The organism is Rhodococcus sp. NPDC059969 (assembly GCF_042738325.1).
Lineage (GTDB): Bacteria > Actinomycetota > Actinomycetes > Mycobacteriales > Mycobacteriaceae > Rhodococcus_F.
Map to the genome: position 1 here is coordinate 46521 of NZ_JBHWUF010000013.1, position 23065 is coordinate 69585.

Genomic DNA, 23065 nt, shown 5'->3' on the forward strand with positions numbered 1-23065 from the left:
ATGTCGGCCCCATTTTCCGTCGGCGCCTTACCTCAGCCGAGCGCCTTCTTGATCTCTCCTGCCAGCGCCGAGGCTAGTTGCGGCGGCACCGCATTGCCGATCATCGTGCGCACCGCTCCCCACTTGCCTTCGAAGACGTAGTCGTCGGGAAAGGTCTGGAGGCGAGCAGCTTCTCGAACGGTCAACGAACGGGTGTGTTTCGGATGCACATTGCGTGAAGCCGAGATCATCCCGAAAGTGGTTCCGACCGTCGACGCCGGCTCGTCCCACCGCAGTCGCTTGTACGTCGTGTTGTATCCGGACGACGGTCGCATGGCCGGATCTTCGTTGTCGTGAGCCGACATTCCTTCCGGCACATCGCGCAGCCACCGCAGGACGTGCTCGGGATGCTCGACGGCCCAGTGCAACGGATCTGTTTCGCAGGCCTGCCCCGATTCCAGCGGGGCCAGGTCGACGGTGGCGTCACGAAAAGTTCGCAGCGGCGCAACACCATTCACGCCGTGAGTCTTCGGCGGAAAACGCAGTGGCCCGATACCACTGTCCCGGCGCGTCGCCACGATGAACACTCGCTCCCGGAACTGCGGGACTCCGTAATCCTGCGCGTTGACCGTATTGATCGACGCGTCGTAACCGCGTGCAGTCATCTCGCCGAGAATCCGGTCGACGACCATCCTGCCGTCCGGGTCTTTCATGCTCAGCAGCAGCCGAACGTTTTCCATCACCACGACCTTCGGCCTCACCAGATCGGCGAGCTCGAGTAGGTTCCGGAAGAGATGGTTACGCGGATCGTCGCGGTCTCGGCGGCCGGCGAGACTGAAACCCTGACACGGCGGCCCCCCGGCCAACACATCGATGTCCACTTGTGCCAGAAGATCTTTCACACGGCCTTCGTCGATCGCCCGGATGTCCTCGCCGAGGCACTTCGCGCCGGGGAAGTTCCGATCGAAGGTAGCGCGCGCCTCCGGCACGACTTCGATGTATCCCTCCACCGAAAACCCCGCCATCCGAAAGCCTTCGGCCATACCGCCACAACCCGAGAACGCCGTCAATACGGTGGGGCCGCCGCTTCCTGCCCCTTCGATTGCACGCCGGGTCACCGAGGCGGGGTCGTTGACGGGTGTCACCCGACGCGCGCGGGTGCTACCGCTCGATCGCTTCCGCGGCGCCGCGTAGGTGCCCTCACGCTTCGCGGATTCCAATGCGGTGAGGGCCGCGAGAACTGCTCGCTCCGCCGGTGGTTTGGGATACGCCTTGTCGAGTTCCCACGCGGAGACGACGGCTGACGAGACTCCCGCGAGGCGGGCGAACTGGAACTGACTGATCCCCACGTCCATGCGCCGCGATCGCAGGTCCTGTCCCGAAATCAAATCAGTGCCTCACTCATGTGGTCCGCTCGCTCCGGCAGCCCAGACTATCTCAGCCGACGACGTGAACCAGGACTACACAAGAGAGACCGGCAGGCGGTATGCCTGCCGGTCTCCGACACGAGCGGATGACGGGATTCGAACCCGTGTGAACGGCTTTGCAGGCCGGTGCCTAGCCACTCAGCCACACCCGCGTCAGTGAGTAACTCTGCCCCGAGTGACGGCGTCGAACCACAGTTCCGCTCAGCATGATTCGAGTGCAATCCCACCAAGCGTTCCATTCTCTGGGAAAACTGCGGGCCCTTCGGGAACAAATCGGTCAGTCTCGATGCTGACTCCCTCGGTGGGCGCAGGTCATTCGATTGCGGCCCAAATTTCGACCGAACGACCGAGCAGTTCGCCAGACCCAGACAACCCAGAAGGTTTCATGAGTGCCGAGAACACCGCCATCGCCCCGCCTGTGAAGGCAGCGCCGCCGTTGGAGGCGGCCCCGCTGGAAACGAGCAGTGTCGACCGTAAGCCGAGCGTCGGCAAGATCCTGGCCCTCGGTTCCATGACGGCGCTTGGGCCCTTCACCATCGACATGTACCTGCCCGCGCTGCCGGATATCGGCGCCGATCTCGGAGTCTCGTCGTCAACGGTTCAGCTGACGATCACCGGAACTCTCATCGGCCTCGCACTCGGACAGCTGTTGGTCGGGCCGCTCTCGGACACTCTCGGCCGCAAGAAGCCGCTCCTTGCCGGAATCGGCGTGCACATCCTGGCGTCGCTGCTGGCTGTCTTCGCACCGAGCATCGCGGTCCTCGGCATCCTGCGGGTATTCCAGGGCATGGGCGCGGCAGCCGCGGCAGTGGTCACCATGGCGATCGTCCGCGACCTCTACAGCGGTAACACCGTTGCCGTCGTGATGAGCCGGCTGATGCTCGTGCTCGGTGTTGCACCGATCCTGGCGCCCAGCATCGGCGGCGCTCTCCTCGTCGCTCTCGACTGGCGCGGGATCTTCGTCGTCCTCGCATTGATCGGCGTCGGCACGGCGATGATCGGTGCGTTCGGACTTGCCGAAACACTGCCGCGGGAAAAGCGTCGCCCGAGCGGATTGAAGTCGGTTCTCCGTACCTACGGTTCGCTGCTCGGCGACCGCACGTTCATGGTCCTGACGCTCGTCTCCAGCGTCGGCATGGCGTCGTTGTTCGCGTATGTCTCCGGGGCGTCGTTCGTCTATCAGGACCAGTACGGCCTCAATCAACAGGAGTTCGCGCTGCTCTTCAGCGCAGGCGCTATCGCGTTGATCGGTGCTTCCCAGGTCAACGTCCGACTGCTCGACCGCTGGACTCCTCAGCAGATCACCAAGTGGGCGCTCGTCGCTGCGGTTGTCTCCGGCGCGGTAGTTATCACTGTCGCGGTCCTCGAACTGGGCGGGCTGGCCGGATTCGTGATCGCACTGTGGGTCATGGCCGGCGCCATCGGCTTTGTTCTCCCCAACGCCCCGGCGCTGGCTCTCGCTCGTCACGGCGAAGCGGCCGGTACTGCTGCGGCGATGCTCGGTGCGTTTCAGTTCGGCGTTGGCGCGGCCATCGCGCCCGCCGTCGGCCTACTGGGAAACACCAGCACGGCTCTAGCCGTCACGATGACGGCGTGTGTGTCGCTCGGGCTGATCGCTCTTCTGGCTACTACCCGAAAGAGTGAATCGGTCTAACCGGCAGCGGAGAACCACTCGCTGTAGAAGGTGGCAAGTCCCAGGACGCACGAGATCGCGACGAAGATCCAGAATCTTGCGATCACGACGGTTTCCGGCCAGCCGAGTAACTCGAAGTGATGATGGATCGGGGCCATCTTGAATACGCGTCGGCCGGACGATCGGAACACCAGAACCTGGATGATCACCGACAGGATCTCAGCGACGAACAGGGCGCCGATGATGACCATCAGCAGCTCGGTGTGCGTCGTGACGGACAGGCCGACCACCAGGCCGCCGAGCGCCAAGGAGCCGGTGTCGCCCATGAAGATCTGAGCCGGGGCCGCATTCCACCAGAGGAAGCCCAGGCACGCTCCGCCTGCTGCGGCAGCGACGATCGCGAGATCGAGAGGGTCACGAACGTCGTAGCATCCGGCGGCGGGCTCGAGGACACACGAGTTCCGGTACTGCCAGCCGGCGATGACGACGTAGGTCCCCAGGATCATGCCCATCGAGCCGGCTGCGAGACCGTCGAGACCGTCGGTGAAATTGACGGCGTTGGACCAGGCGAACACCAGAATGCAGAAGAAGACCACAAAGCCGATGGCCCCCATCGAGAACACCGAGATGTCACGAACGTGGGACAGATACTGACTGCCAGGTGTGACTCCGTTGTTGTTGGAGAACTGCAGGAACAGAATGCCGAAGATGATGGCGCTCGCCAGCTGACCAACAGTCTTGGCCGTCTTGTTGAGCCCGAGGTTGCGCTTCTTGCGGATCTTGATGAAGTCGTCGAGAAAGCCGACGATTCCCAGTGACGTCGCGAGCGCGAGAACCAACCAACCGGACGCAGACAGCCGCGGTAGCCGCGAGCCGAAACCGATGATGTGTGCCGCCAGGTAGCCCGCCCACATGCCGGCGATGATCGCGATGCCGCCCATCGACGGGGTGCCACGCTTGCCTTGGTGACTCTGCGGGCCCTCGATCCGAATCTCGTGCCCGAGCCCCTGCCGCGAAAGCACACGAATGAGAAACGGAGTCAGGAAGAGGGCGACGAACAACGAGACGCCACCCGCGACGAGGATTGAAATCACCCGTGGGACTCTACAGACGTAAGCGGCTGCGACACACAATCAGACAAGGCACCCGACCGCTTCGGAGCATGGGATGATCGACCTTATGTCTCCCCCCGCACCGCTCCCCCTCGACCCCATCGAAGAGGCGCATCGTCAGTGGACGGAGCACGGGTGGAGCGACGTCGCCGACGGTATGGCTGCGGTCACGTCGGTGATGCGAGCCCAGCAGATCATGATGGCGCGGGTCGAAGAGGTACTCAAGCCGCTCGGGTTGACCTTCGCCCGCTACGAATTGCTGACGCTTCTCACCTTCACCAGGTCGGGCGCACTCCCGATGGCCAAGGCCAGTGCCCGCCTCCAGGTTCACCCCACCAGTGTCACCAATGCCGTCGACCGTTTGGAGAAAGCGGAGTTGGTCAGGCGGGTCCCGCATCCCAGTGATCGACGCGCGACGCTCATCGAGATCTCCGACGCCGGTCGCGCACTGGCCCTCGAAGCGACCGAAATGCTCAACAGCAAGGTGTTCGCTCACCCCGGACTCCAGCAGGACAAGCTCGAACAATTGGTGACGATCCTCACTGAGCTTCGCAAGAGCGCCGGGGACTTCGACACCGGCGGCGCGCCCACCAAGTGGTGAACCGACCACCCGTACACAAAGAAACTGCCCTCACACTCTCGACGAGTGTGAGGGCAGTTTCAGCGGTCTAGAAGTTCAGCGGGCTCGAGTTCAGCGGTGCTTGAATTCGGCCGACCGCTTCTCCACGAATGCGGCCATGCCTTCCTTCTGATCCTCCGTCGCGAAGGTCGAGTGGAACACCCGACGCTCGAAGCGGACGCCCTCGGCGAGGGTGGTCTCGAAGGAGCGGTTGACTGCTTCCTTGGCCATCATCGCAATCGGCAGCGACATCTCGGCGATGGTGGTTGCGGTCTTCAACGCGTCGTCGAGCAAGTCGGCGGCAGGAACGATCCTGGCGACCAGGCCTGCACGCTCGGCTTCTTCTGCGTCCATGTTGCGGCCGGTGAGGCACAGTTCCATGGCCTTGGCCTTGCCCACGGCGCGCGTAAGGCGCTGCGAGCCACCGATACCCGGAATGACACCGAGCTTGATCTCCGGCTGACCGAACTTCGCGGTATCCGAAGCGATGATGAAATCGCAGAGCATCGCAAGCTCGCAGCCACCACCGAGCGCGTACCCGGAGACAGCTGCGATCAGCGGCTTACGAGCTGCTGCAACGCGGTCCCACGGGGTGAAGAAATCCTCGACGTATGCGTCCATGTACGTCTTGGACTGCATTTCCTTGATGTCGGCGCCGGCGGCGAATGCGCGCTCGGAACCGGTGATCAGGATGGCTCCGATGCCGTTGTCCGCTTCGAGGTCGGCAACCGCAGCGACGACCTCGTTCATCAGCTCGGAGTTCAGTGCGTTGAGAGCCTTCGGGCGGTTGAGCGTGATGACGCCGACGCGACCCTTACGCTCGAGGATGATGGTGTTGAAGTCGGTCACTACTGTCCTTCGGTCGAACGGTCACGGATGTCGTTGATGATGGCAGAGAAGTCCTGACCGCCACCGCCCGCAGCGTGGAAGCGACTGTAGAGTTCGGCGGCCTTGAGCCCGATCTCCGCATCGACGCCGTTGTTGCGCAGCGCATTTGCAGCCAGACCGAGGTCCTTGTCCATCAGCGCGACAGCAAAGCCGGGCTGGTAGTCGTTGTTGGCCGGGCTGGTGGGCACCGGTCCCGGTACCGGGCAGTTGGTGGTCAGTGCCCAGCACTGCCCCGAGGCGTTGGACGCCACGTCGAAGAGCGCCTGGTTGCTCAGGCCGAGCTTCTCGCCCAGCACGAACGCCTCGCTGATCGCGATCATCGAAATGCCGAGGATCATGTTGTTGCAGATCTTGGCAGCCTGGCCGACACCGGCGGCGCCGCAGTGAACGACCTTGCGGCCCATCACGTCCAGCAACGGTGACGCGGCCTGGAAGTCCGCTTCGGAACCGCCCACCATGAATGCGAGAGTGCCTGCGGTTGCCCCGACGACTCCACCGGAGACCGGTGCGTCGACGCTGCGGTGACCGGCTGCTTCGGCTTTGTCGTGTGCCTCGCGGGCATCGGCGACGTCGATGGTGGAACAGTCGATGAACAGCGTGCCCGGTGTTGCCACCGGCAGCAGTTCTTCGTACAGACCGAGAACATGCTTACCGCTCGGCAGCATCGTGATCACGACGTCAGCACCGCGAACGGCGTCGACTGCCGAATCCGCTACCGATGCACCGTCTTTGACTGCCTGCTCCAGCGCCGCAGGTGCCAGGTCGAAACCGACGACCTTGTGTCCGGCCTTGACGAGATTGGCCGCCATCGGGCCACCCATGTGACCGAGTCCGATAAATCCAATGGTGCTCATTAGTGATGCTCCTTCGGCGGTGATCAGTTGCCTTGCAGTTGAGGGGCGAGTCCGAGCTCGTTGTCGCCCAGCGGGGCGAAGTAGGCGTCGACGGATTCTGCGGTGACATCGTCGAGAGTTGCCGGCAACCACTTCGGGTTTCGGTCCTTCTCGACGACCTGGGCGCGAATGCCCTCGACCAGATCGTGTGAGGCGAGCGCAGCCGTCGAGACCCGGAACTCCTCATTGAGGACTTCTTCCAAGCCTGCTGCTTCCTTGGCATGGCGCAGGGACCGCAGGGTCACCGACAGTGCGATAGGCGACTTGCCGAGAATCTGCTCCGCGGCCTTCTCCGCCTCGGGGATTCCACTTGCGCGAAGACGCTCGACGATGGTGGATACGTCGTCGGCGGAGTACGCGGCGTCGATCCAGCTCTGCTGGGCCAACAGTTCCGACACCGGAGCCGGCTCCGCGTACTGCGCCACGGCGTCGGCAACCGAAGACGAGGCGAGCGCAGCGATGAACGTCTCGATGTTCTCCGACGGGATGAAGTGATCCGCGAAGCCTGCTGCGATGGCATCGCCAGCGCTCAGACGCGCTGTGGTGAGCGCGATGTGCGTTCCGAGTTCGCCGGGAGCACGCGAGAGCAGGTACGTTCCGCCCACGTCGGGAATGAAACCGATTCCGGTCTCGGGCATTCCGATCATCGAGCGCTCGGTCACGATGCGAATGTCGCCGTGTGCGGACACTCCGACGCCTCCGCCCATGACGATCCCGTCCATGATCGCGACGTACGGCTTCGGGTAGTTCGCGATCTCGGAGTTGAGGATGTACTCCTCACGCCAGAAGTCGAGCGAACCGGTCTTGCCGTCCTTGGCGTCGTGGTAGATCGAGACGATGTCGCCGCCGGCGCACAGACCACGTTCGCCGGCGCCCGTGAGTACGACTGCCTTGACGTCGTCGTCGGACTTCCATTCCTCGAGTGCCTTGGCCATCGCCTTGACCATCGAGTGGTTGAGGGCGTTGATCGCCTTGGGCCGGTTGAGGGTGATGAGCCCCAGCCCATCACGCTTTTCGATCAATACCTCGAGCTCGTCGCTCATGCTGCTCCCTGCTTTCCCTGACCTGATGCGACCACGCTGCGCGCGATGACCACCCTCATGATCTCGTTGCTGCCTTCGAGGATCTGATGAACACGAAGATCGCGAACGATCTTCTCGATCCCGTACTCAGCAAGATAGCCGTACCCGCCGTGAAGCTGGAGGGCCTTGTTGGCAACGTCGAATCCGGTGTCGGTGGCAAAGCGCTTGGCCATCGCACACAACTCCACGACGTCGGGCGCTCCGTCTTCGAGTGCTGCGGCGGCGCGCCACAGCAGTGTCCTGGCCGCTTCGAGTTCTGTGCGCATGTCGGCGAGCTGGAACTGCAGGGCCTGCGACTCGATCAGTGCCGAACCGAAAGCCTTGCGGTCCACCAGATATGCAACGGCCTTCTCCAGTGCCGACTGAGCCCCACCGACCGAGCAGGCGGCAATATTCAGCCGACCGCCGTTGAGACCCTTCATGGCGATGCGGAATCCGCTGCCCTCTTCACCGAGCATGTTGGCAGCGGGAACGCGCACGTCTTCGAAGATCACCTGACGAGTGGGCTGCGCGTTCCAACCCATCTTGACCTCGTTGGCACCGAAGGACAGTCCAGGTGAATCCTTGGGCACGATGAACGCCGAAATGCCCTTGGCACCTGCAGATCCGGTGCGGGCCATCACGACGTACACGTCGGAAGTGCCTGCGCCGGAAATGAACTGCTTGACGCCGTTGAGGATGTAGTCGTCACCGTCGCGAACAGCCTTGGTGCTCAAGCCCGCAGCATCGGATCCCGCACCGGGTTCGGTGAGGCAGTAGCTGCCCAGTTGGTCCATCGAGCAGAGCCCGGGAACCCACTTGTGGCGCTGTTCGTCATTGCCGAACTGGTCGATCATCCACGTGACCATGTTGTGGATGGAGATGTACGCGGCGATCGACGGATCACCCTTGGCGAGCTCTTCGAAGATCCGGGCAGCGTCGACGCGGCTCAGCTCACTGCCGCCCACGTCTTCACGAATGTAGATACCGCCCATCCCCAGGGACGCCGCCTTACGGAGGACGTCCACCGGGAAATGCTTGGTCTGATCCCACTCCACTGCGTTGGGCGCCAGATGCTCGGCCGCGAAGTCGCGGGCAGTGTCACGAATCGCCCGCTCGTCATCGGTCAGAGTAAACATGGAAAGTGTTCCGATCAGTTCATCGTGGGGATGACGAAGTGGTTGTCAGGAGCGGAGTCTACGGAGCGACCCTCCTGACCTGCTTCCTTCTTGCCGGAAGGCCAGCGCTGCGTCACGGTCTTGGTCTTGGTGTAGAAGCGGAAGGAGTCGGGACCGTGCTGGTTCAGGTCACCGAATCCGGAGCGCTTCCAGCCACCGAAGGTGTGGTACGCGATCGGGACCGGGATCGGCACGTTGACGCCGACCATGCCGACGTTGACGCGAGCGGTGAAGTCACGCGCGGTGTCGCCGTCGCGGGTGAAGATGGAGACGCCGTTGCCGTACTCGTGTTCGGTCGGCAGACGAAGTGCCTCTTCGTAATCGGCAGCACGTACCACCTGAAGGACGGGTCCGAAGATCTCTTCCTTGTAGATGCGCATGTCCGAGGTGACGTTGTCGAACAGGGTTGCGCCGGCGAAGAATCCGCCTTCGTGGCCTTCGAGGGTGAAGCCGCGGCCGTCGACGACTGCCGTTGCGCCCTCGTCGATGCCGATCTGCACGTAGTTGTTGACGCGGTCGAGGGCATCCTGGCAGACCAGGGGACCGAAATCGACGCCTTCGTCGTCACTGCGACCGATCTTGAGCTTCGCGACGCGTTCCTTCAGCTTCGCGACGAGAGCGTCCGCGGTCTCCTCGCCGACGGGAACGGCAACCGAGATGGCCATGCAACGCTCGCCGGCGCTGCCGTAGCCCGCGCCGATCAGGGCGTCGGCAACCTCGTCGAGGTCGGCGTCCGGCATGACGATCGCGTGGTTCTTGGCGCCACCGAAGCACTGTGCGCGCTTGCCGTGAGCTGCGGCCGTCTCGTAGATGTACTGAGCGATCGGCGTGGAGCCGACGAAGCCGACGGCTTTGATGCGATCGTCGGTGAGCAGAACGTCGACAACTTCCTTGTCACCGTTGACCACGTTGAACACGCCGGCGGGCAGTCCCGCTTCGAGGAACAACTCGGCCAGGCGCAGCGGCACGGAGGGGTCGCGCTCGGAGGGCTTGAGGATGAAGGCGTTACCTGCGGCGAGGGCGGGGCCGGCCTTCCACAGCGGGATCATCGCGGGGAAGTTGAAGGGCGTGATGCCGGCAACGACGCCGAGCGGCTGACGCATGGAGTACACGTCGATGCCGGTGCCGGCACTCTCGGTGAATTCACCCTTGAGCAGGTGCGGAGCGCCGACGGCGAACTCGATGACCTCGAGGCCGCGCTGGATGTCGCCCTTGGCGTCGGCGACGGTCTTGCCGTGCTCGGACGAGAGGAGGCGGGCCAGGGAATCCATCTCCGCCTGAGCGAGCTGCAGGAACTTCATCAGCACGCGGGCGCGCTTCTGCGGGTTGAACGCTGCCCACACCAGCTGCGCCTCTTCGGCATTGGCGATGATGGCTTCGGTCTCGGCCTTGCTCGCGAGGGGGACGCGGGCCTGCACCTTGCCGGTGTTGGGATCGAACACGTCTGCAAATCGATCAGATGTCCCGGGAACACGCTTGCCACCGACGAAGTGCGTCAACTCGTGAACCGTCGCATTTTCAACCATTGTGCTAACCCGTTCCTTGCTCGTATGGACCGCCGAGGAGGCAGCAGTGAATATGTCTACCATCCTATAGTTGGATGTCCATGTATGTCTAGAGCCCAAAGGGCTGTGCGCCTTTATTAACCGCGGGGGGTTAAGAAAGGCGCACAGCGCGGAGCGCGGCTGCCGCTTCCTGCGCGACTACGGCATCGGTGACGTCGTATCCATCCGATCCCCCACCAGGTCCGCCGGACACCGCGACAACCTTGCGTGCCGAGAGATGCACTGCATCGACGCCGACGGCAGCGACTGCCGCAATGTCGTCGACGGTTATTCCGCCACCCGCCATGATCTGGATCCGGCCCGCGGCATGTTCGACCATGCGACCGATCTCGTCGAGTCCCTCACTGCAAGTGTCCGCACCCCCGGACGTCAGCACGCGGGTCACGCCGAGGTCGATCAGTTCGTCCAGCGCGGTCAGACGGTCGGTCACCACGTCCATCGCACGATGTACTGTCACCTCGACTCTCGCCGGGTCGACGCATCCGATGATGCGGCGCAGCACGACGGTGTCGATCGAATTGTCTTCTGTCAGCGCGCCGATCACGATGCCGGCAGCTCCCCCCGCCACTGCAGCACGGACGTCGTGCTCCATCACCCACACTTCGTCGGGTGAGAACACAAAACCTCCGGCGCGCGGACGGATCAGCGGGTGTACCGCGATCCCCACTTCCGACGCTGCCTCGATCACGCCGATGCTGGGCGTCACTCCCCCCGTCGGGCCGAGGGCCGCACACACCTCGACTCGAGTTGCTCCTACCGAACGCGCGATCCTCGCCCCCCGCACGTCCTGCACAGCCAGTTCCAAGACGGTCATGTCAGAAGGACTGCCACGACGGCTTGTGTTCGAGCGCGTACCGGTAGTAATCGGCAAGCTTGAGCGAACTGGCCGCAGCTTCGTCGATCACGACGGTGACATGGCGATGCAATTGCATCACTGAAGCCGGGCAGAAAGCAGACAACGGACCTTCGACGGCAGCGGCGATCGCATCGGCCTTGCCTTCTCCGGTCGCGATCATCACCAGATGCCTTGCATCGCTGATGGTTCCGAGCCCCTGGGTGAGCACGTGGTGCGGAACGTCGTCCACACCGTCGAAAAACCGCGCATTGTCGATCCTGGTCTGTTCAGTCAGTGTCTTCACGCGGGTGCGCGACGTCAAAGACGATCCGGGCTCGTTGAAGCCGATATGGCCGTCGGTGCCGATGCCGAGCAACTGCACGTCCACTCCCCCGGCCGCCGCGATGCTGTGGTCGTACCGGGCGATCTCCTTCTCCGGGCACGGCGCTTCACCGTTGGGGCTGGACACCATCGCCGGATCCAGGTTGACGTGATCGACGAACTCCGACCGAATCACCGAGTAGTACGACTGCGGATGGCGTTTCGGCAATCCGAGGTACTCGTCGAGCAGAAAGGCTCGGGCCAGCGAGAAGTCGAGTTCGGCGTCGCGATGCCGCGCTGCCAGTTCACGATAAGTTCCGATCGGCGACGACCCCGTTGCGAGCCCGAGCGTCGTCGCCCCGGCTCTGACATATCCTTCGACGATGTCCGCGACGGTCGAGTCGACCTCCGCGGGTGTCGGCTGAATTACGATTTCCATGATTTTTCCTTTCCGGCGGCCTTTCCGCCGAGTAGTACACGCCCCAGGCGCAATTGACGATCTGTGACCACGATGTCGGCGCGAGCGCCGACGGCCAACGATCCGAGTAGGTCGCCCAGTCCGAGCAGGCGCGCTGGGCTCCGAGTTGCTGCTGCGACCGCGTCTTCGAGAGCGACTCCACCGTCGAATACGGTGCTACGGACCACATCGAGCAATCTTGCAGTCCCTCCGGCGATGGCACCGGAACTGCCGTCGGTGGTCGCGAGCCTCGCGACGCCTTCGTGCACCGTGACGTCGAGAGCGCCGAGTTGGTAGTCGCCGTCGTCCATTCCGGCAGCGGCCATGGAGTCACTGACCAAGGCGATCTGGTCCGGGCCGACAGCATCGAAGACCATCGACACGGTCTCGGGAGCAAGGTGCACTCCGTCCGCGATCAGTTCCACCACCATCTCGCCTCGCGCCGCCGCCGCCAGACACGCCGCTACGGGGCCCGGCGATCGATGGTGCAGCGGCGGCATCCCGTTGAACAGGTGGGTCGCACTGATCTGCCCGGCCCAATTCCCGTGCACTGCAGCACCGATGCGCGCCGACGTCGTTGCCGCGTCGGCATCGGTGTGACCGAAACTCGGCACGATGTTGCGATGTCGCATGATCGCGAGCAACTCTTCGAAGTTCTCGGTCTCCGGCGCCAAAGTCATGGACCGTACGGTGCCCCGCGCAGCGTCACACACGGCTTCGAGCAGATCCGGATCACCGGGAATGATCGCCGCCGGATCCTGGGCACCGCAGCGGACACCGTTGATGAACGGTCCCTCGAGGTGGATACCCAGAAGTTCTCCGCGTTCGACCAGATCGGCGAGCATCGTTGCTTGCCGCACCAGATCTGCGCGCGGTGCGGAGACCAGGCTGGCCAACATTCCGGTCGTGCCGTGCTCGCAATGATGCGCTGCGGCGCGGCTCGCACCATCGGCGTCGGTGTTCGGAAAACCAGCACCCGCTGCGCCGTGACTGTGGACATCGATCAGTCCAGGCATGATCAATGAGTCGGAACGTTCCGGAATGGCAAAGACGGGCGCCGCCGCGACGTAGTCCGCAGCCGAGCCGACCCAGCTGATCTTCTGACCGTCCACGACGACAACGCCGTCGTGAATCTTGCCGATCGGTGACCCGATCACCGTTCCCCGCAGCACAATCGGATCGATTACCGTGGCCGAGCCTGGCGTGCTCATGCGGACTCGAGAATCCGCGCGACGGCTGCTCTACCCTCGATCGGGTTTCGCGCGCCCCGCGCCGCAGCGGCCATGTCCTTGCACACCGCCAGATCGAGTGACACCAACTGAGCGCGCACGGCGCCCAACGCCGGGACCGACATCGACAAACTCGTGACGCCCAAACCGACCAGAACCGGAGCCAACAGCGGATCCGACGCGGATTCACCGCACACTCCAACCGGTTTCCCGGCGTCGGCGCCCGCCTGACCGACCATCGCGATCAGATCGAGGACCGCCGGCTGCCACGGATCGAGCAGTTGCGCCAGGCTCCCGGCCATACGATCCACGGCGCAGGTGTACTGACTCAGATCGTTGGTACCGATACTGACGAAATCGAGATGCTCGAGGAGGTCCCTCGCCCGCAAAGCGGCAGCTGGAATCTCGATCATCGCTCCCACCTTGCCGATTCCCCGCGAACGCGCGAGTTCTGCAAAGTCTTTCGCTTCGTCGGCCGTGGCCACCATCGGCGCCATCACCCACAGGTCGGCGCCCGTCGCGTTTCCCGCGGCGGCGAGAGCGTCGAGCTGACTGATCAGAGTGTCGGGATAGACCGTGCCTACTCGTAACCCACGGATGCCCAGTGCCGGGTTCTCTTCGATCCCGAGATCGAGAAACGGCAACGGTTTGTCCGAACCCGAATCGAGAGTGCGGACCACTACCTTCTGTCCGGCGAAGTGTTCGAGAACCGACGTGTACGTCTGGGCCTGCTCCTCCACCGAAGGAGCGTCGTGACGCCCGAGATACGAGAATTCGGTACGGAACAGTCCGACGCCCTCACAATCCGCCGCCCCGGCCCGGGCGGCGTCCTCGAGGGTTCCGATGTTGGCCGACAATCTCACCGCGAATCCGTCACGTGTGCGACCCGGACCACGCGCCGAAGCCAACTGCTCTGCCGCGCAGGATGCTTCGAGGGCTACCCGCTCACACATTTCCACAGAGGGATCAATGGTGACCGTTCCGGTAGTGCCATCGAGGATGAGGAGTTTGCCCTCCATCAGCAGGTCGGTTCCCGAGCAGTTCACCACGGCCGGGATTCCGAGCGACTTCGCCAAGATAGCCGTATGGCTGGTCGGGCCTCCTTCCGCGGTCAACAGTCCGACCACGTCGCTGTCACCGAGCGTCGCCGTGTCCGCCGGCGCCAAGTCGCGCGCCACGAGGATGTATGGATGACCCGGAGTGGGGATTCCGGGCATCGGCTCACCGCGGAGCACGGCAACAGCTCGCTGTCCGAGATCACGCAAATCGGTTGCCCGTTCGGCCATGTATCCGCCGAGCGCCGTGAGCTTTTCACAGAACGTGTCGAAGGCGATCGCCACCGAGTGAGCTGTCGGCAACCCGGACTCCAGGTTCGCCCTGGCCGCCTTCACGATGCCCGCGTCGCGCGCCATCGCAGCAGAGGTCGTCAGGATTTCCGCGGGTACACCTTCGACGGACTGTGCACGAGTGAGCAGTTCCTCCGCCACGGCGTCCAGTGCCTCTCGGATTCTGTTCAGCTCCGCCTCGGGACTGCCCGTGACCCGATCCGACGCCGAGGTCGGTTCGGGCGTGGAGAATCGCAGCCACGGCGCACATACCGAACCCGCGCTCACTCCGATACCCGCAATGCGGTTGTCCACACTCGCCGTCATCAGGCTTCGTCCAGTTCCGAAGCGAGAAGCTCTGCGAGTGAACCGACCGCGGCATCGGCGCCGTCACCGTCAGCACGCAAGGTCACCGAATCGCCGAATGCGGCACCGAGAGTCATGACCGACAACATGCTGGAGGCGTCGACGGGTTCGCCGTCGCCGAGCGAGATGGTGACGTCGACCGGTAGGTCGGCCGCGGCGCGCGCGAAGAGCGCTGCGGGTCGTGCGTGGAGTCCGACGCGGGATCCGATTGTCGTGGTTGCGATCGCCATGTTCAGCGTCCTTCCAGTTCCTTGTCGAGCTTGTGTTCAAGTTCTGCGACGAGTGGGGCGTCGGTGCGGGTATCGCCCTCGGCTGCGAGTGCCAATTCGGCCTCGAGCAGCGCGGGGTCGGGCTCACCTGCGGCCACCTCGACCTCTTCTTCTCGTCCCGGCGTGCGCAGGTTCCACTTCTTGATCACGAAACTGAAGAGGAAGTAGTAGATCAGCGCGTACCCGAGCCCGATCGGGATCAACATCCAGGCGTTGGTCGCCTTGCCGAAGTTCAACACATAGTCGAAGAAGCCTGCGGAGAAGGTGAATCCGTCGTGGATACCGAGCGCATTGACCAGCGCCATCGACGTTCCGGTCAACAGTGAGTGGATGACGTACAGCGGCCACGCGACGAACATGAAGGAAAATTCGAGAGGCTCGGTGATACCGGTGAGGAAGGCGGTCAGGCCGGTGGACAGCATGATGCCGCCGACGAGCTTCTTCTGAGAAGGCTTGGCGTTGCGCCAGATTGCGAAGGCTGCAGCGGGGAGGGCGAACATCATGATCGGGAAGAATCCGGTCATGAACGTACCGGCGGAGGGGTCGCCGGCGAAGAACCGGTTGAGGTCGCCGCGAACGATCTGACCGCTCGCGTCCTGGTAATCGCCGATCAGGAACCACACGGCGGAGTTCAAGATGTGGTGCAAGCCGGTGGGGATCAGGAGGCGGTTCGCTGCGCCGTAAATGCCGCCGCCGACAACGGTATTGGAAGCAACTGCTTCACCGACCCAGTTGAGGCCGGAGTTGAACAGCGGGTACACGAATGCCATCAGGACACCGACGACAAGACCGGTGATTGCCGTCAGAATGGGAACGAGCCTGCGCCCGTTGAAGAATCCGAGATAATCGGGAAGCTTCGTTCGATAGAACCGCTGCCACAAGATCGCCGACAGCAAGCCCATCACGATGCCGGCGAGCACACCGTAGTTGATCAGGGATTGATCCCCGTTCGGGTCGGTTTTCCCTTCGAGAACGATCGGCGACATCGCCTTGAACACTCCGTCGATCACCATGTAGCCGACGACGGCTGCCAAGGCAGTCGAGCCGTCGGCCTTCTTGGCCCAGCCGATCGCGATACCGACGGCGAAGATCAGCGGCAGCCACGTGAAGACGGCTTGTCCCGCCGCAGAGATCACGGCCGCGGCACTGTGCATCGAACTGAACCGCCCGAGCAGGTCGTCCTGACCGAGGCGGAGCAAAATTCCCGCAGCCGGCAGAACTGCGATCGGAAGCATCAAGCTTCGGCCGAGGCGTTGAACCCCGGCGAACACTTTCGATTCCTTCTTCGGGGTGTCTTCGAGAGTCATCAAAGGACCTTCTTCGTTCGCCGGGCCGCGTCGCGATCGGCCAGTGGTTCTGGAAATTCGGGTGTCGTGCACGTGCAGGTTTCGTGAAAATGCTGGTCACGGTTCATGCTCGGAAGTGAGGCCGAAACCGTTTTGCCGAAACTGTTGTGGAGCCGGACTTCCAACGGGTACTGTCCGGTCATAACCAGTTGTAGTTTTACCTGGTCGAGGCGAGTTGTCAACACCCAAATGTGACATACGTAACCGGGATAGCCTTGACCAGCAACTAGTCAGCCCACCTGTACGACCGTTCAACGATCACGACCAACCCGACAATCAGGAGCAGCAAATGTCGAAAGCGGAAGCAATCATCAAGGGCCTCGGCGGCGCAGAGAACATCGTCGAGATCGAAGCGTGCATCACCCGCCTACGCACCGAGGTCAAGGACGGCGCGAAGGTGAACGAAGCCGCACTCAAGGCTGCCGGCGCACACGGCGTGCTCAAGGCCGGAACGGTCGTCCAGGTGATCGTCGGACCCGAGGCAGACACCCTTGCCGAGGACATCGAGGACATCCTGTGACGGTCGTCCTCGCCCCGCTGCCCGGCCGGGTCGTCGCACTGGCAGACGTCCCGGACCCGGTGTTCGCTCAGCAGATGGTCGGCTCGGGCGTCGCCATCGAACCTGCCCGCGATCAGGGGCCGCTCACCGTTGTCGCGCCGATCAGCGGGAAGATCCTCAAACTTCACCCCCACGCATTTGTGATCTTCGGAGAGAAGGCCACCGGCGTGCTGGTCCATATCGGCATCGACACGGTCAAACTCGAAGGCGACGGATTCACTCTCATCGCCGCCGAGGGCGACACGGTCAATGCGGGTGATCCCGTCGTCAGCTTCGATCCAGCGCACATCGACACCACCGGCTACTCGGCGATCTGCCCGGTTGTGGTGATGGATTCCAAGCCGGACACCGTCGAATCCCCTTCGGTCGGTAGCGACGTCACCACAGGCGACACGCTGTTCGACTGGTCGGCGTAACGCAAAGGGCGGGCACACCTTCCGGTGTGCCCGCCCTTTCGGTTCGATCGATGGCTACTGGTCGCCCCGTGTCTTGGGCCGCGCTTGACCCTGGACTTCCATCTGCAACTGGTAGCGGTCGGATCGGTACCAACTGCGAGTGTGCTCGACCGGTGCGATCTCGCTGAACGACACTCGATCGAAGTACAAGACCGGAGCGCCTTTACGAGTGCCCAGAAGAGTCGCGATCTCAGTACTGGCACCGTCTGCACTGACCGTCTGTTCTGCCCGATCGATCGGCTTGTCGTACCTGTCGGCAGTCGCCCGGTAGATCGACCCTGTCAAGTCCATGTCGAGCAGACCCGGCAACAGTTCAGGATTGAACCAGCCGTCGTCGACGCTCACCGGCTCGCCATCGGCGAGGCGTAAGCGCTTGACGTGATAGCCCTCGGAACCCGGTCGCATATTCAGTGCGGCAGCAGTACTTTCGGGGACAGGACCCTGTTCACTGACCAGGACCACAGTAGTGGGATGGTGCCCCTGGGCACGCATTTCTTCGGTGAACGACGCAAGGTGCAGCTTGGACTGGACGGCACGGTGCGCCACGAAGGTGCCCTTGCCACGTACACGCACGAGATGTCCGTCATTGACCAGTTGTCCGATGGCTTCACGAACGGTGATCCGACTGACGCCGTAGTCCTGCATCAGGTTTCGCTCGCTGGTCATCAAGTCGCCAGGCTGGAGTTCTTGGGTGCACTTGCGCAAGAGAATGGTGCGCAACTGCTCATGTTTGGGTATTGCGCTGTCGCGCAAATGAACGGGCATCACAGCGACTGTCCCTCCGAGAAATGAATAGTCGTCTATTCGCCGACGATATCGATATGAAATCGCGGGCAGGTCCCGACCGGACCGGTCCAATTAACGATACTGGAATTCACGACAGGAAACTAGCACCAGTCCGGAGTTGTCCGTTTTCAACCGTCCAACCGTCGGTAGATGGACCGTATTTCGTCCAAGGCGACGTTCTGCTGAGCCATGTCCAATCCCAGTGCCGCAACCGCCTCGCGCAGCCGTCGGACATCCAGATCGTCGATCGCCGCACGAAAAGGCACGTTCGGTAGCGCCGGCAGCGCGGCCGCGATTCCGAACCAATTCTCGACGTCGAGCGGAACTGTCGACTCGTCTTCCACTCCGCCGATCAACTGCTCCAGGTCGACACCGCGAAGTCTCAGCAACCTCAGCGGATCGGTGTCGATTCGCTCGGCGGTCAAGAACGCCACGGCCGCAGCGTGTTTGCACGGCCAACCGACATCGGGGCAGGTGCAGTCGAAGCGGAAAGCAGACGGGCCGTCCGGTATCAGTTGAGCGGCAAGCATATCGGGGACAGTGCCGGACACCAGTGCGGCAAGGCTTCCCGGCACTCGGCGGATCTTGGTGATGATGTCGTCGATATCCGATTGATCAAGGGTCTCGATCGACAGAGTGGAAACAAATGGCTGCAGTTGACTGCCCTGAACTTCGGCCGTCACCACTCCCGGTTCGATGTCGAGCGCCAAGACCTGGCCCGAACGCGCGTACGTGCGCCCCCGTGTGACACGAGGTTTGTCGCCGATTTCTTCGACGACTCGGACAAAAGCCTTGCCCCAGAACGTCCTCCCGAACGCGGGGCGGGGCTTGACCGGCGCAGGGGCTCGTCGCCGAGGCCCGGTGTACTCGCTGAAGTCGGGGCCCTTGCCGCGCGGACTCATTCGCCCACCGCGTCGTCGCCGAGTCGCAACAACTCGTCGAGTTGCTCGACGCTCATCTCCGTCACCCAGTTCTCGCCCGTCCCGACTGCAAGTTCAGCGAGTTCGCTCTTACTCGCGATCATCGTGTCGATCCGCTCTTCCAAAGTTCCGACGCACACCATCTTGCGGACTTGCACGTTCTTTCGCTGGCCGATGCGGAACACACGGTCCGTCGCCTGATTCTCCACCGCAGGGTTCCACCATCTGTCGAGGTGAACCACGTGGTTGGCCGCTGTGAGATTCAGGCCGGTGCCACCGGCCTTGAGCGAGAGCACCATGATGGGCGGGCCGCCTTCACCTTGGAACGCCTCGACCATGGCGTCCCTTCCGGCTTTCGACACTCCGCCGTGCAGGAACGGAACATCGGTGGTGAACCGGTCGGCCAGGTACGGCACCACTAATTCTCCGAACTCACGAAACTGTGTGAAGAGCAGAACCTTCTCGTCGTCGGCGGTGACCGACTCGACGATGTCCTCGACAAGACCGAGTTTTCCCGAACGGTGTTGCCCGCGGCGCATCATCGGCGATCCGTCACGCAGGAAGTGCGCCGGGTGATTGCACACCTGTTTGAGTTTGGTCAGCGCAGAGAGGACGGCACCCTTGCGCTTCATGCCTTCCGTCCCCTTGATCTGCGCCATCATCTCGTCCACCACCGCGCGGTACAACGCGGCCTGTTCCTCACTGAGATTCGCTCGAACCGTCATCTCCTGTTTCTCGGGTAGATCCGCGATCACGGAGGGATCGGTCTTCACCCGCCGCAGCACAAATGGTGACGTGACGGCTCGCAGTCGCGAGACGGCAAGTTGGTCTTTTTCCCGCTCGATCGGTACGACAAACCGTTTGCGGAACATCTGCTCCGAGCCGAGCACCCCTCGATTTACAAAGTCGAGGATGGACCGTAATTCGTCCAGTCGGTTCTCCACCGGCGTTCCGGTGAGAGCAACTCGGTGGTCCGCAGGAATGCTGCGAGCAGCGCGCGCCTGAGATGTCTTGGCGTTCTTGATGTGTTGAGCTTCGTCGAGCACCACTCGTCGCCAGTCGAGATCCTTGAGCGCCGCGACGTCGCGAGTCATGAGTGCGTAGGTGGTGATCACCAGATCACTCTCACGAACTGCCTGTTCCAACTCCGCCCCGGTAGCGCGGTCCGAACCGTGATGAACGTAGACACGCAGGCTCGGCACAAATCGCGCCGCTTCACGCTGCCAGTTTCCGACCACCGACATCGGGCACACCAAAAGCGTTGCTGTCCTGGACTTCTCGTGCGCAAGTAGCGCCAACAGTTGCAGCGTCTTACCCAAACCCATGTCGTCGGCCAATACCGCACCGAGCCCGAGAGCGCTCATGTACGCCAACCAGTCGAGACCGCGTCGTTGATACGGGCGCAAAGTCGCGTTGACCGTCGACGGCACCGCGACCTGCTGCGGAGCCACCGACTGGTCGAGCAAGGCGGAAGCCCATCCGGTTGCCTTCACTTCCTCGACCGGCAGGTCTTTGAGGTCGTCGGCGATCAAGTCCTTGATCAGATCGACAATCGCTCGGTCCCCGCTCGAATGCCGTTGACTGACAAAACGAGCCGCGCGGGCGAGGACGTCTTTGTCTGCTTGAACCCACTCGCCGCGCAACTGGACCAGATCGGACTTCGCGTCGACGAGACGAGTCATTTCCTCGGCGGTGAGAACCTTGTCTCCGAGCGCCAATTCCCAATCGTATTCCAGCAATTGGTCCATACCGACCGTGCGATTCTCCGCCACGATCGGAGATGCCGCCGACGTCACCCGCACACGCAGTGAGGGAGAGACCACGTTCCACGCACGCGGGAGCAGCAGCGTGATCCCTCGCTCCCGCAAGACAATCGCGCCATGTCCGACCAGGTCCATCACGACAGGAGTGGGCAGCAACAGGTCGAGACTGTCTTCGTCTCGCGGCACGTCGCGAAAACGGGGGTAAGCCTTGATCGCCTCTTCGAGCTTGCGGCTGCCGAGCTGGATGCGTGTGGGATCGGCCCGGTGCAGTCGAACACGCTCGGGTGCTTCGCCTTCGAGACGTAGACACACCTGAAGGCGCCACAGCGCGTCGTCGTCCGGATCGGCATTGTCGTCAAGTTCCGGTTCGATCAGACGCAGAACCAGGTCCGGCTCTCCGGCGGTGAACGTCGAACCCCATTCGGAGAGTCCCTCAGCCGCTCGTACCGACGCTTCGTCGAAAGAGTCTCCGGACAGCACTGCCTGCCACAGCGGGGTCTGCATCACCGGTACCGAGCCACCGAGAACTCGACGAACGATCGGATCCGTGAATTCGTTTGTGATGTCTTCGATCGTCGCCCGCGGCGAGCCGACAGCCCGCTGTACCGGCGGCATGGCAACTACCAGTTCACCGATCCAGGCGCGCTGGCGTTCCCCTACCGACAACTGCCAACGCGGCCACCAACTGCCTTCGGCCCGCGTCAGAGCCGGTACCATTCGCCCAGCACGTACCCAACGGTCGATCCCTCGCGCCACGTGCACGAGAAAGTGCAGGTCGCCGGCAATTCGCTGGTCGTCGGCCTTGAACCGCAGTAAGAGATCGACCGCGTCCGGCGGTGCCAACGCAACAGCTGCGTACTCACTCTGCAAAGGTCCGCCAGGCACAGGCGGCATAGCGACATTCACACGATGACGGAACTTGCGATGCAGGACAGCACTGACCGGATCACGGGGATCGTCGGTCCCGGCACCGTCGTGCCCGTCGACCCACAGTTTGAGCCCCGATCCCGGTGACCAGAGTCCATGCAGCATCCGACCATCCAATCAGGTGCCACCGACACCACCGCTCCTCACCACCCTTCCGGACCGCCCTATCGATCTGGCAGGGCAATAGGCTGGCAGGCATGACGACGGCATACGGCTTCACCGAGTACGGCGGACCCGACACACAGTCCTACTTCGACGTCACCCTGCCACCGCCCGGCGCGGGACAACTGCTGGTGTCGGTCCGAGCTGCGGGAGTCAACCCAGCCGACTGGAAGGTTCGCGCTGGTACCCGAAAAGACACCGTCCCGGTGACGCTGCCTGCGGTTCTGGGCCGCGAAGTGTCCGGTGTTGTCATCGGAGTAGGTCCGCGGGTCGCCGAGTTCCAGGTCGGCGACGAAGTCTTCGGCGCTACCGCCACCGGCTTCGGCGGATACGCCGAGTCGACATTGCTCAACGTCTCGTCGACAGCGCACAAGCCACCTACCGTGCCATGGGCGGACGCCGCGGTGCTGACGGTCGCGGCGGGAACGGCCTACGACGCTCTCCACGATCTCGGCCTCGAGCCTGGGGCGACACTCCTGCTGCTCGGCGCCGGTGGCGGCGTGGGTCGCAGCACGATCGCGCTTGCACTGGCGCGGAGCATCAACGTGATCGGTGTCGCGAGCGAGTCCAAGAGAACCGCGATCGAGGAAGCGGGAGCGCGCTGGGTTGCCTCGGGGGACGGATTCGCCGACGACGTGTCCGCGTTGTCCCCAGTCGGAGTGGACGCGGTTTTCGACCTGGTCGGCGGGGACACTCTCACCCGCGGTGCCGCGCTCGTGCGATCGGGCGCGCCGATCCTGAGCATCGCCGATCCCGTGGCGGCGAGCCGCCTTGGCGGCGGCGGAGTCGAACGCCGAAGGACTACAGCAGTATTCACAGAGGTGGCGGCACTCGTAGCCGATGGGACCCTGAACCCGTCTGTGTCGGGTCTCTACCCTTTCGCCCGCGCTGGTGACGCACTCGCTGCAGTCGAAGACGGCCATGCGGCCGGCAAAGTGGTGATCGAATTCGGCTGATTCCTGTCGGCCCGCGGTGGTTCAATCACCGTCT

21 protein-coding genes and 1 tRNA gene are annotated in these 23065 nt (G+C 63.2%); 5 read left to right on the plus strand and 17 right to left on the minus strand.

Annotated elements, in window-relative coordinates:
• Positions 1-32 precede the first annotated feature (32 nt).
• Both dcm and ACFWAD_RS26710 read right to left on the minus strand, forming a co-directional pair.
• Positions 33-1328 (minus strand): DNA (cytosine-5-)-methyltransferase, encoded by a 1296-nt coding sequence (gene dcm, locus ACFWAD_RS26705; RefSeq protein ID WP_378549280.1) that lies wholly within the window; start codon positions 1326-1328, stop codon positions 33-35.
• Positions 1329-1487: 159 nt separating this feature from the next.
• Positions 1488-1558, minus strand: a tRNA-Cys gene (locus ACFWAD_RS26710).
• Positions 1559-1791: 233 nt separating this feature from the next.
• Between ACFWAD_RS26710 and ACFWAD_RS26715 the strand changes: the two genes are divergently transcribed.
• Positions 1792-3060, plus strand: a complete 1269-nt coding sequence (locus ACFWAD_RS26715; protein WP_378549283.1) for a multidrug effflux MFS transporter — start codon at positions 1792-1794, stop codon at positions 3058-3060.
• Here the strand turns inward: ACFWAD_RS26715 and mraY are convergent.
• Entirely contained in the window at positions 3057-4133 is a 1077-nt protein-coding gene (gene mraY / locus ACFWAD_RS26720) for a phospho-N-acetylmuramoyl-pentapeptide-transferase (protein WP_003941316.1), read from the minus strand. The genes ACFWAD_RS26715 and mraY overlap by 4 nt on opposite strands.
• 85 nt (positions 4134-4218) lie before the next feature.
• On the opposite strand from mraY, the gene ACFWAD_RS26725 reads away from it, so the two are divergent.
• Entirely contained in the window at positions 4219-4752 is a 534-nt protein-coding gene (locus ACFWAD_RS26725) for a MarR family winged helix-turn-helix transcriptional regulator (protein ID WP_378549286.1), read from the plus strand.
• Between the two features lie 90 nt (positions 4753-4842).
• On the opposite strand, the gene ACFWAD_RS26730 is transcribed toward ACFWAD_RS26725, so the two are convergent.
• The 11 genes from ACFWAD_RS26730 to ACFWAD_RS26780 all read right to left on the minus strand — a co-directional run bounded on the left by ACFWAD_RS26730 (position 4843) and on the right by ACFWAD_RS26780 (position 16464).
• The gene (locus ACFWAD_RS26730) at positions 4843-5619 is read right to left on the minus strand and encodes an enoyl-CoA hydratase (protein WP_283307405.1); all 777 of its coding nucleotides are present in this window, start codon (positions 5617-5619) and stop codon (positions 4843-4845) included.
• Complete coding sequence (gene mmsB, locus ACFWAD_RS26735) at positions 5619-6512, minus strand: 3-hydroxyisobutyrate dehydrogenase (RefSeq protein ID WP_378549289.1); 894 nt, start codon at positions 6510-6512, stop codon at positions 5619-5621. The genes ACFWAD_RS26730 and mmsB overlap by 1 nt, the downstream gene beginning before the upstream one ends.
• 23 nt (positions 6513-6535) lie before the next feature.
• Positions 6536-7594: an enoyl-CoA hydratase/isomerase family protein gene (locus ACFWAD_RS26740; protein ID WP_378549292.1), complete on the minus strand. Its 1059-nt coding sequence runs from the start codon at positions 7592-7594 to the stop codon at positions 6536-6538.
• Positions 7591-8751, minus strand: a complete 1161-nt coding sequence (locus ACFWAD_RS26745; RefSeq protein WP_378539430.1) for an isobutyryl-CoA dehydrogenase — start codon at positions 8749-8751, stop codon at positions 7591-7593. Before ACFWAD_RS26745 ends, ACFWAD_RS26740 begins: the two co-directional genes overlap by 4 nt.
• A gap of 14 nt (positions 8752-8765) precedes the next feature.
• On the minus strand, positions 8766-10316 hold the full coding sequence (locus ACFWAD_RS26750; protein WP_214888709.1) for a CoA-acylating methylmalonate-semialdehyde dehydrogenase: 1551 nt from the start codon (positions 10314-10316) through the stop codon (positions 8766-8768).
• 130 nt (positions 10317-10446) lie between these two features.
• Positions 10447-11169: a copper homeostasis protein CutC gene (locus ACFWAD_RS26755; RefSeq protein WP_378549295.1), complete on the minus strand. Its 723-nt coding sequence runs from the start codon at positions 11167-11169 to the stop codon at positions 10447-10449.
• Position 11170: 1 nt separating this feature from the next.
• Positions 11171-11950 carry a glucosamine-6-phosphate deaminase gene (gene nagB / locus ACFWAD_RS26760; protein ID WP_378449301.1) on the minus strand — a complete coding sequence of 260 codons (780 nt, stop codon included), beginning with the start codon at positions 11948-11950 and terminating at the stop codon, positions 11171-11173.
• Positions 11938-13179 carry an N-acetylglucosamine-6-phosphate deacetylase gene (locus ACFWAD_RS26765; protein WP_378549298.1) on the minus strand — a complete coding sequence of 414 codons (1242 nt, stop codon included), beginning with the start codon at positions 13177-13179 and terminating at the stop codon, positions 11938-11940. The genes nagB and ACFWAD_RS26765 overlap by 13 nt, the downstream gene beginning before the upstream one ends.
• The gene (ptsP, locus tag ACFWAD_RS26770; protein ID WP_378549301.1) at positions 13176-14849 is read right to left on the minus strand and encodes a phosphoenolpyruvate--protein phosphotransferase; all 1674 of its coding nucleotides are present in this window, start codon (positions 14847-14849) and stop codon (positions 13176-13178) included. The genes ACFWAD_RS26765 and ptsP overlap by 4 nt, the downstream gene beginning before the upstream one ends.
• A complete protein-coding gene (locus tag ACFWAD_RS26775; protein WP_019749212.1) occupies positions 14849-15118 on the minus strand; it encodes an HPr family phosphocarrier protein in 270 nt (89 codons plus the stop codon). Before ACFWAD_RS26775 ends, ptsP begins: the two co-directional genes overlap by 1 nt.
• A 2-nt stretch (positions 15119-15120) precedes the next feature.
• On the minus strand, positions 15121-16464 hold the full coding sequence (locus ACFWAD_RS26780; RefSeq protein ID WP_378539426.1) for a PTS transporter subunit EIIC: 1344 nt from the start codon (positions 16462-16464) through the stop codon (positions 15121-15123).
• A gap of 328 nt (positions 16465-16792) precedes the next feature.
• On the opposite strand from ACFWAD_RS26780, the gene ACFWAD_RS26785 reads away from it, so the two are divergent.
• Together ACFWAD_RS26785 and ACFWAD_RS26790 are read left to right on the plus strand one after the other, a co-directional pair.
• A complete protein-coding gene (locus ACFWAD_RS26785) occupies positions 16793-17023 on the plus strand; it encodes a PTS glucose/sucrose transporter subunit IIB (RefSeq protein WP_283307394.1) in 231 nt (76 codons plus the stop codon).
• Positions 17020-17478 carry a PTS glucose transporter subunit IIA gene (locus ACFWAD_RS26790; protein ID WP_378449297.1) on the plus strand — a complete coding sequence of 153 codons (459 nt, stop codon included), beginning with the start codon at positions 17020-17022 and terminating at the stop codon, positions 17476-17478. The genes ACFWAD_RS26785 and ACFWAD_RS26790 overlap by 4 nt, the downstream gene beginning before the upstream one ends.
• 54 nt (positions 17479-17532) lie before the next feature.
• On the opposite strand, the gene ACFWAD_RS26795 is transcribed toward ACFWAD_RS26790, so the two are convergent.
• The 3 genes from ACFWAD_RS26795 to ACFWAD_RS26805 form a co-directional block, all read right to left on the minus strand.
• Positions 17533-18282 carry a GntR family transcriptional regulator gene (locus ACFWAD_RS26795; RefSeq protein WP_378549304.1) on the minus strand — a complete coding sequence of 250 codons (750 nt, stop codon included), beginning with the start codon at positions 18280-18282 and terminating at the stop codon, positions 17533-17535.
• A gap of 149 nt (positions 18283-18431) precedes the next feature.
• Positions 18432-19205, minus strand: a complete 774-nt coding sequence (locus ACFWAD_RS26800) for an SWIM zinc finger family protein (RefSeq protein ID WP_378549307.1) — start codon at positions 19203-19205, stop codon at positions 18432-18434.
• Positions 19202-22018 (minus strand): DEAD/DEAH box helicase, encoded by a 2817-nt coding sequence (locus tag ACFWAD_RS26805; protein WP_378549310.1) that lies wholly within the window; start codon positions 22016-22018, stop codon positions 19202-19204. The genes ACFWAD_RS26800 and ACFWAD_RS26805 overlap by 4 nt, the downstream gene beginning before the upstream one ends.
• A 92-nt stretch (positions 22019-22110) precedes the next feature.
• Between ACFWAD_RS26805 and ACFWAD_RS26810 the strand changes: the two genes are divergently transcribed.
• On the plus strand, positions 22111-23031 hold the full coding sequence (locus ACFWAD_RS26810; RefSeq protein WP_378549313.1) for an NADP-dependent oxidoreductase: 921 nt from the start codon (positions 22111-22113) through the stop codon (positions 23029-23031).
• The last annotated feature ends 34 nt before the right edge of the window (positions 23032-23065 follow it).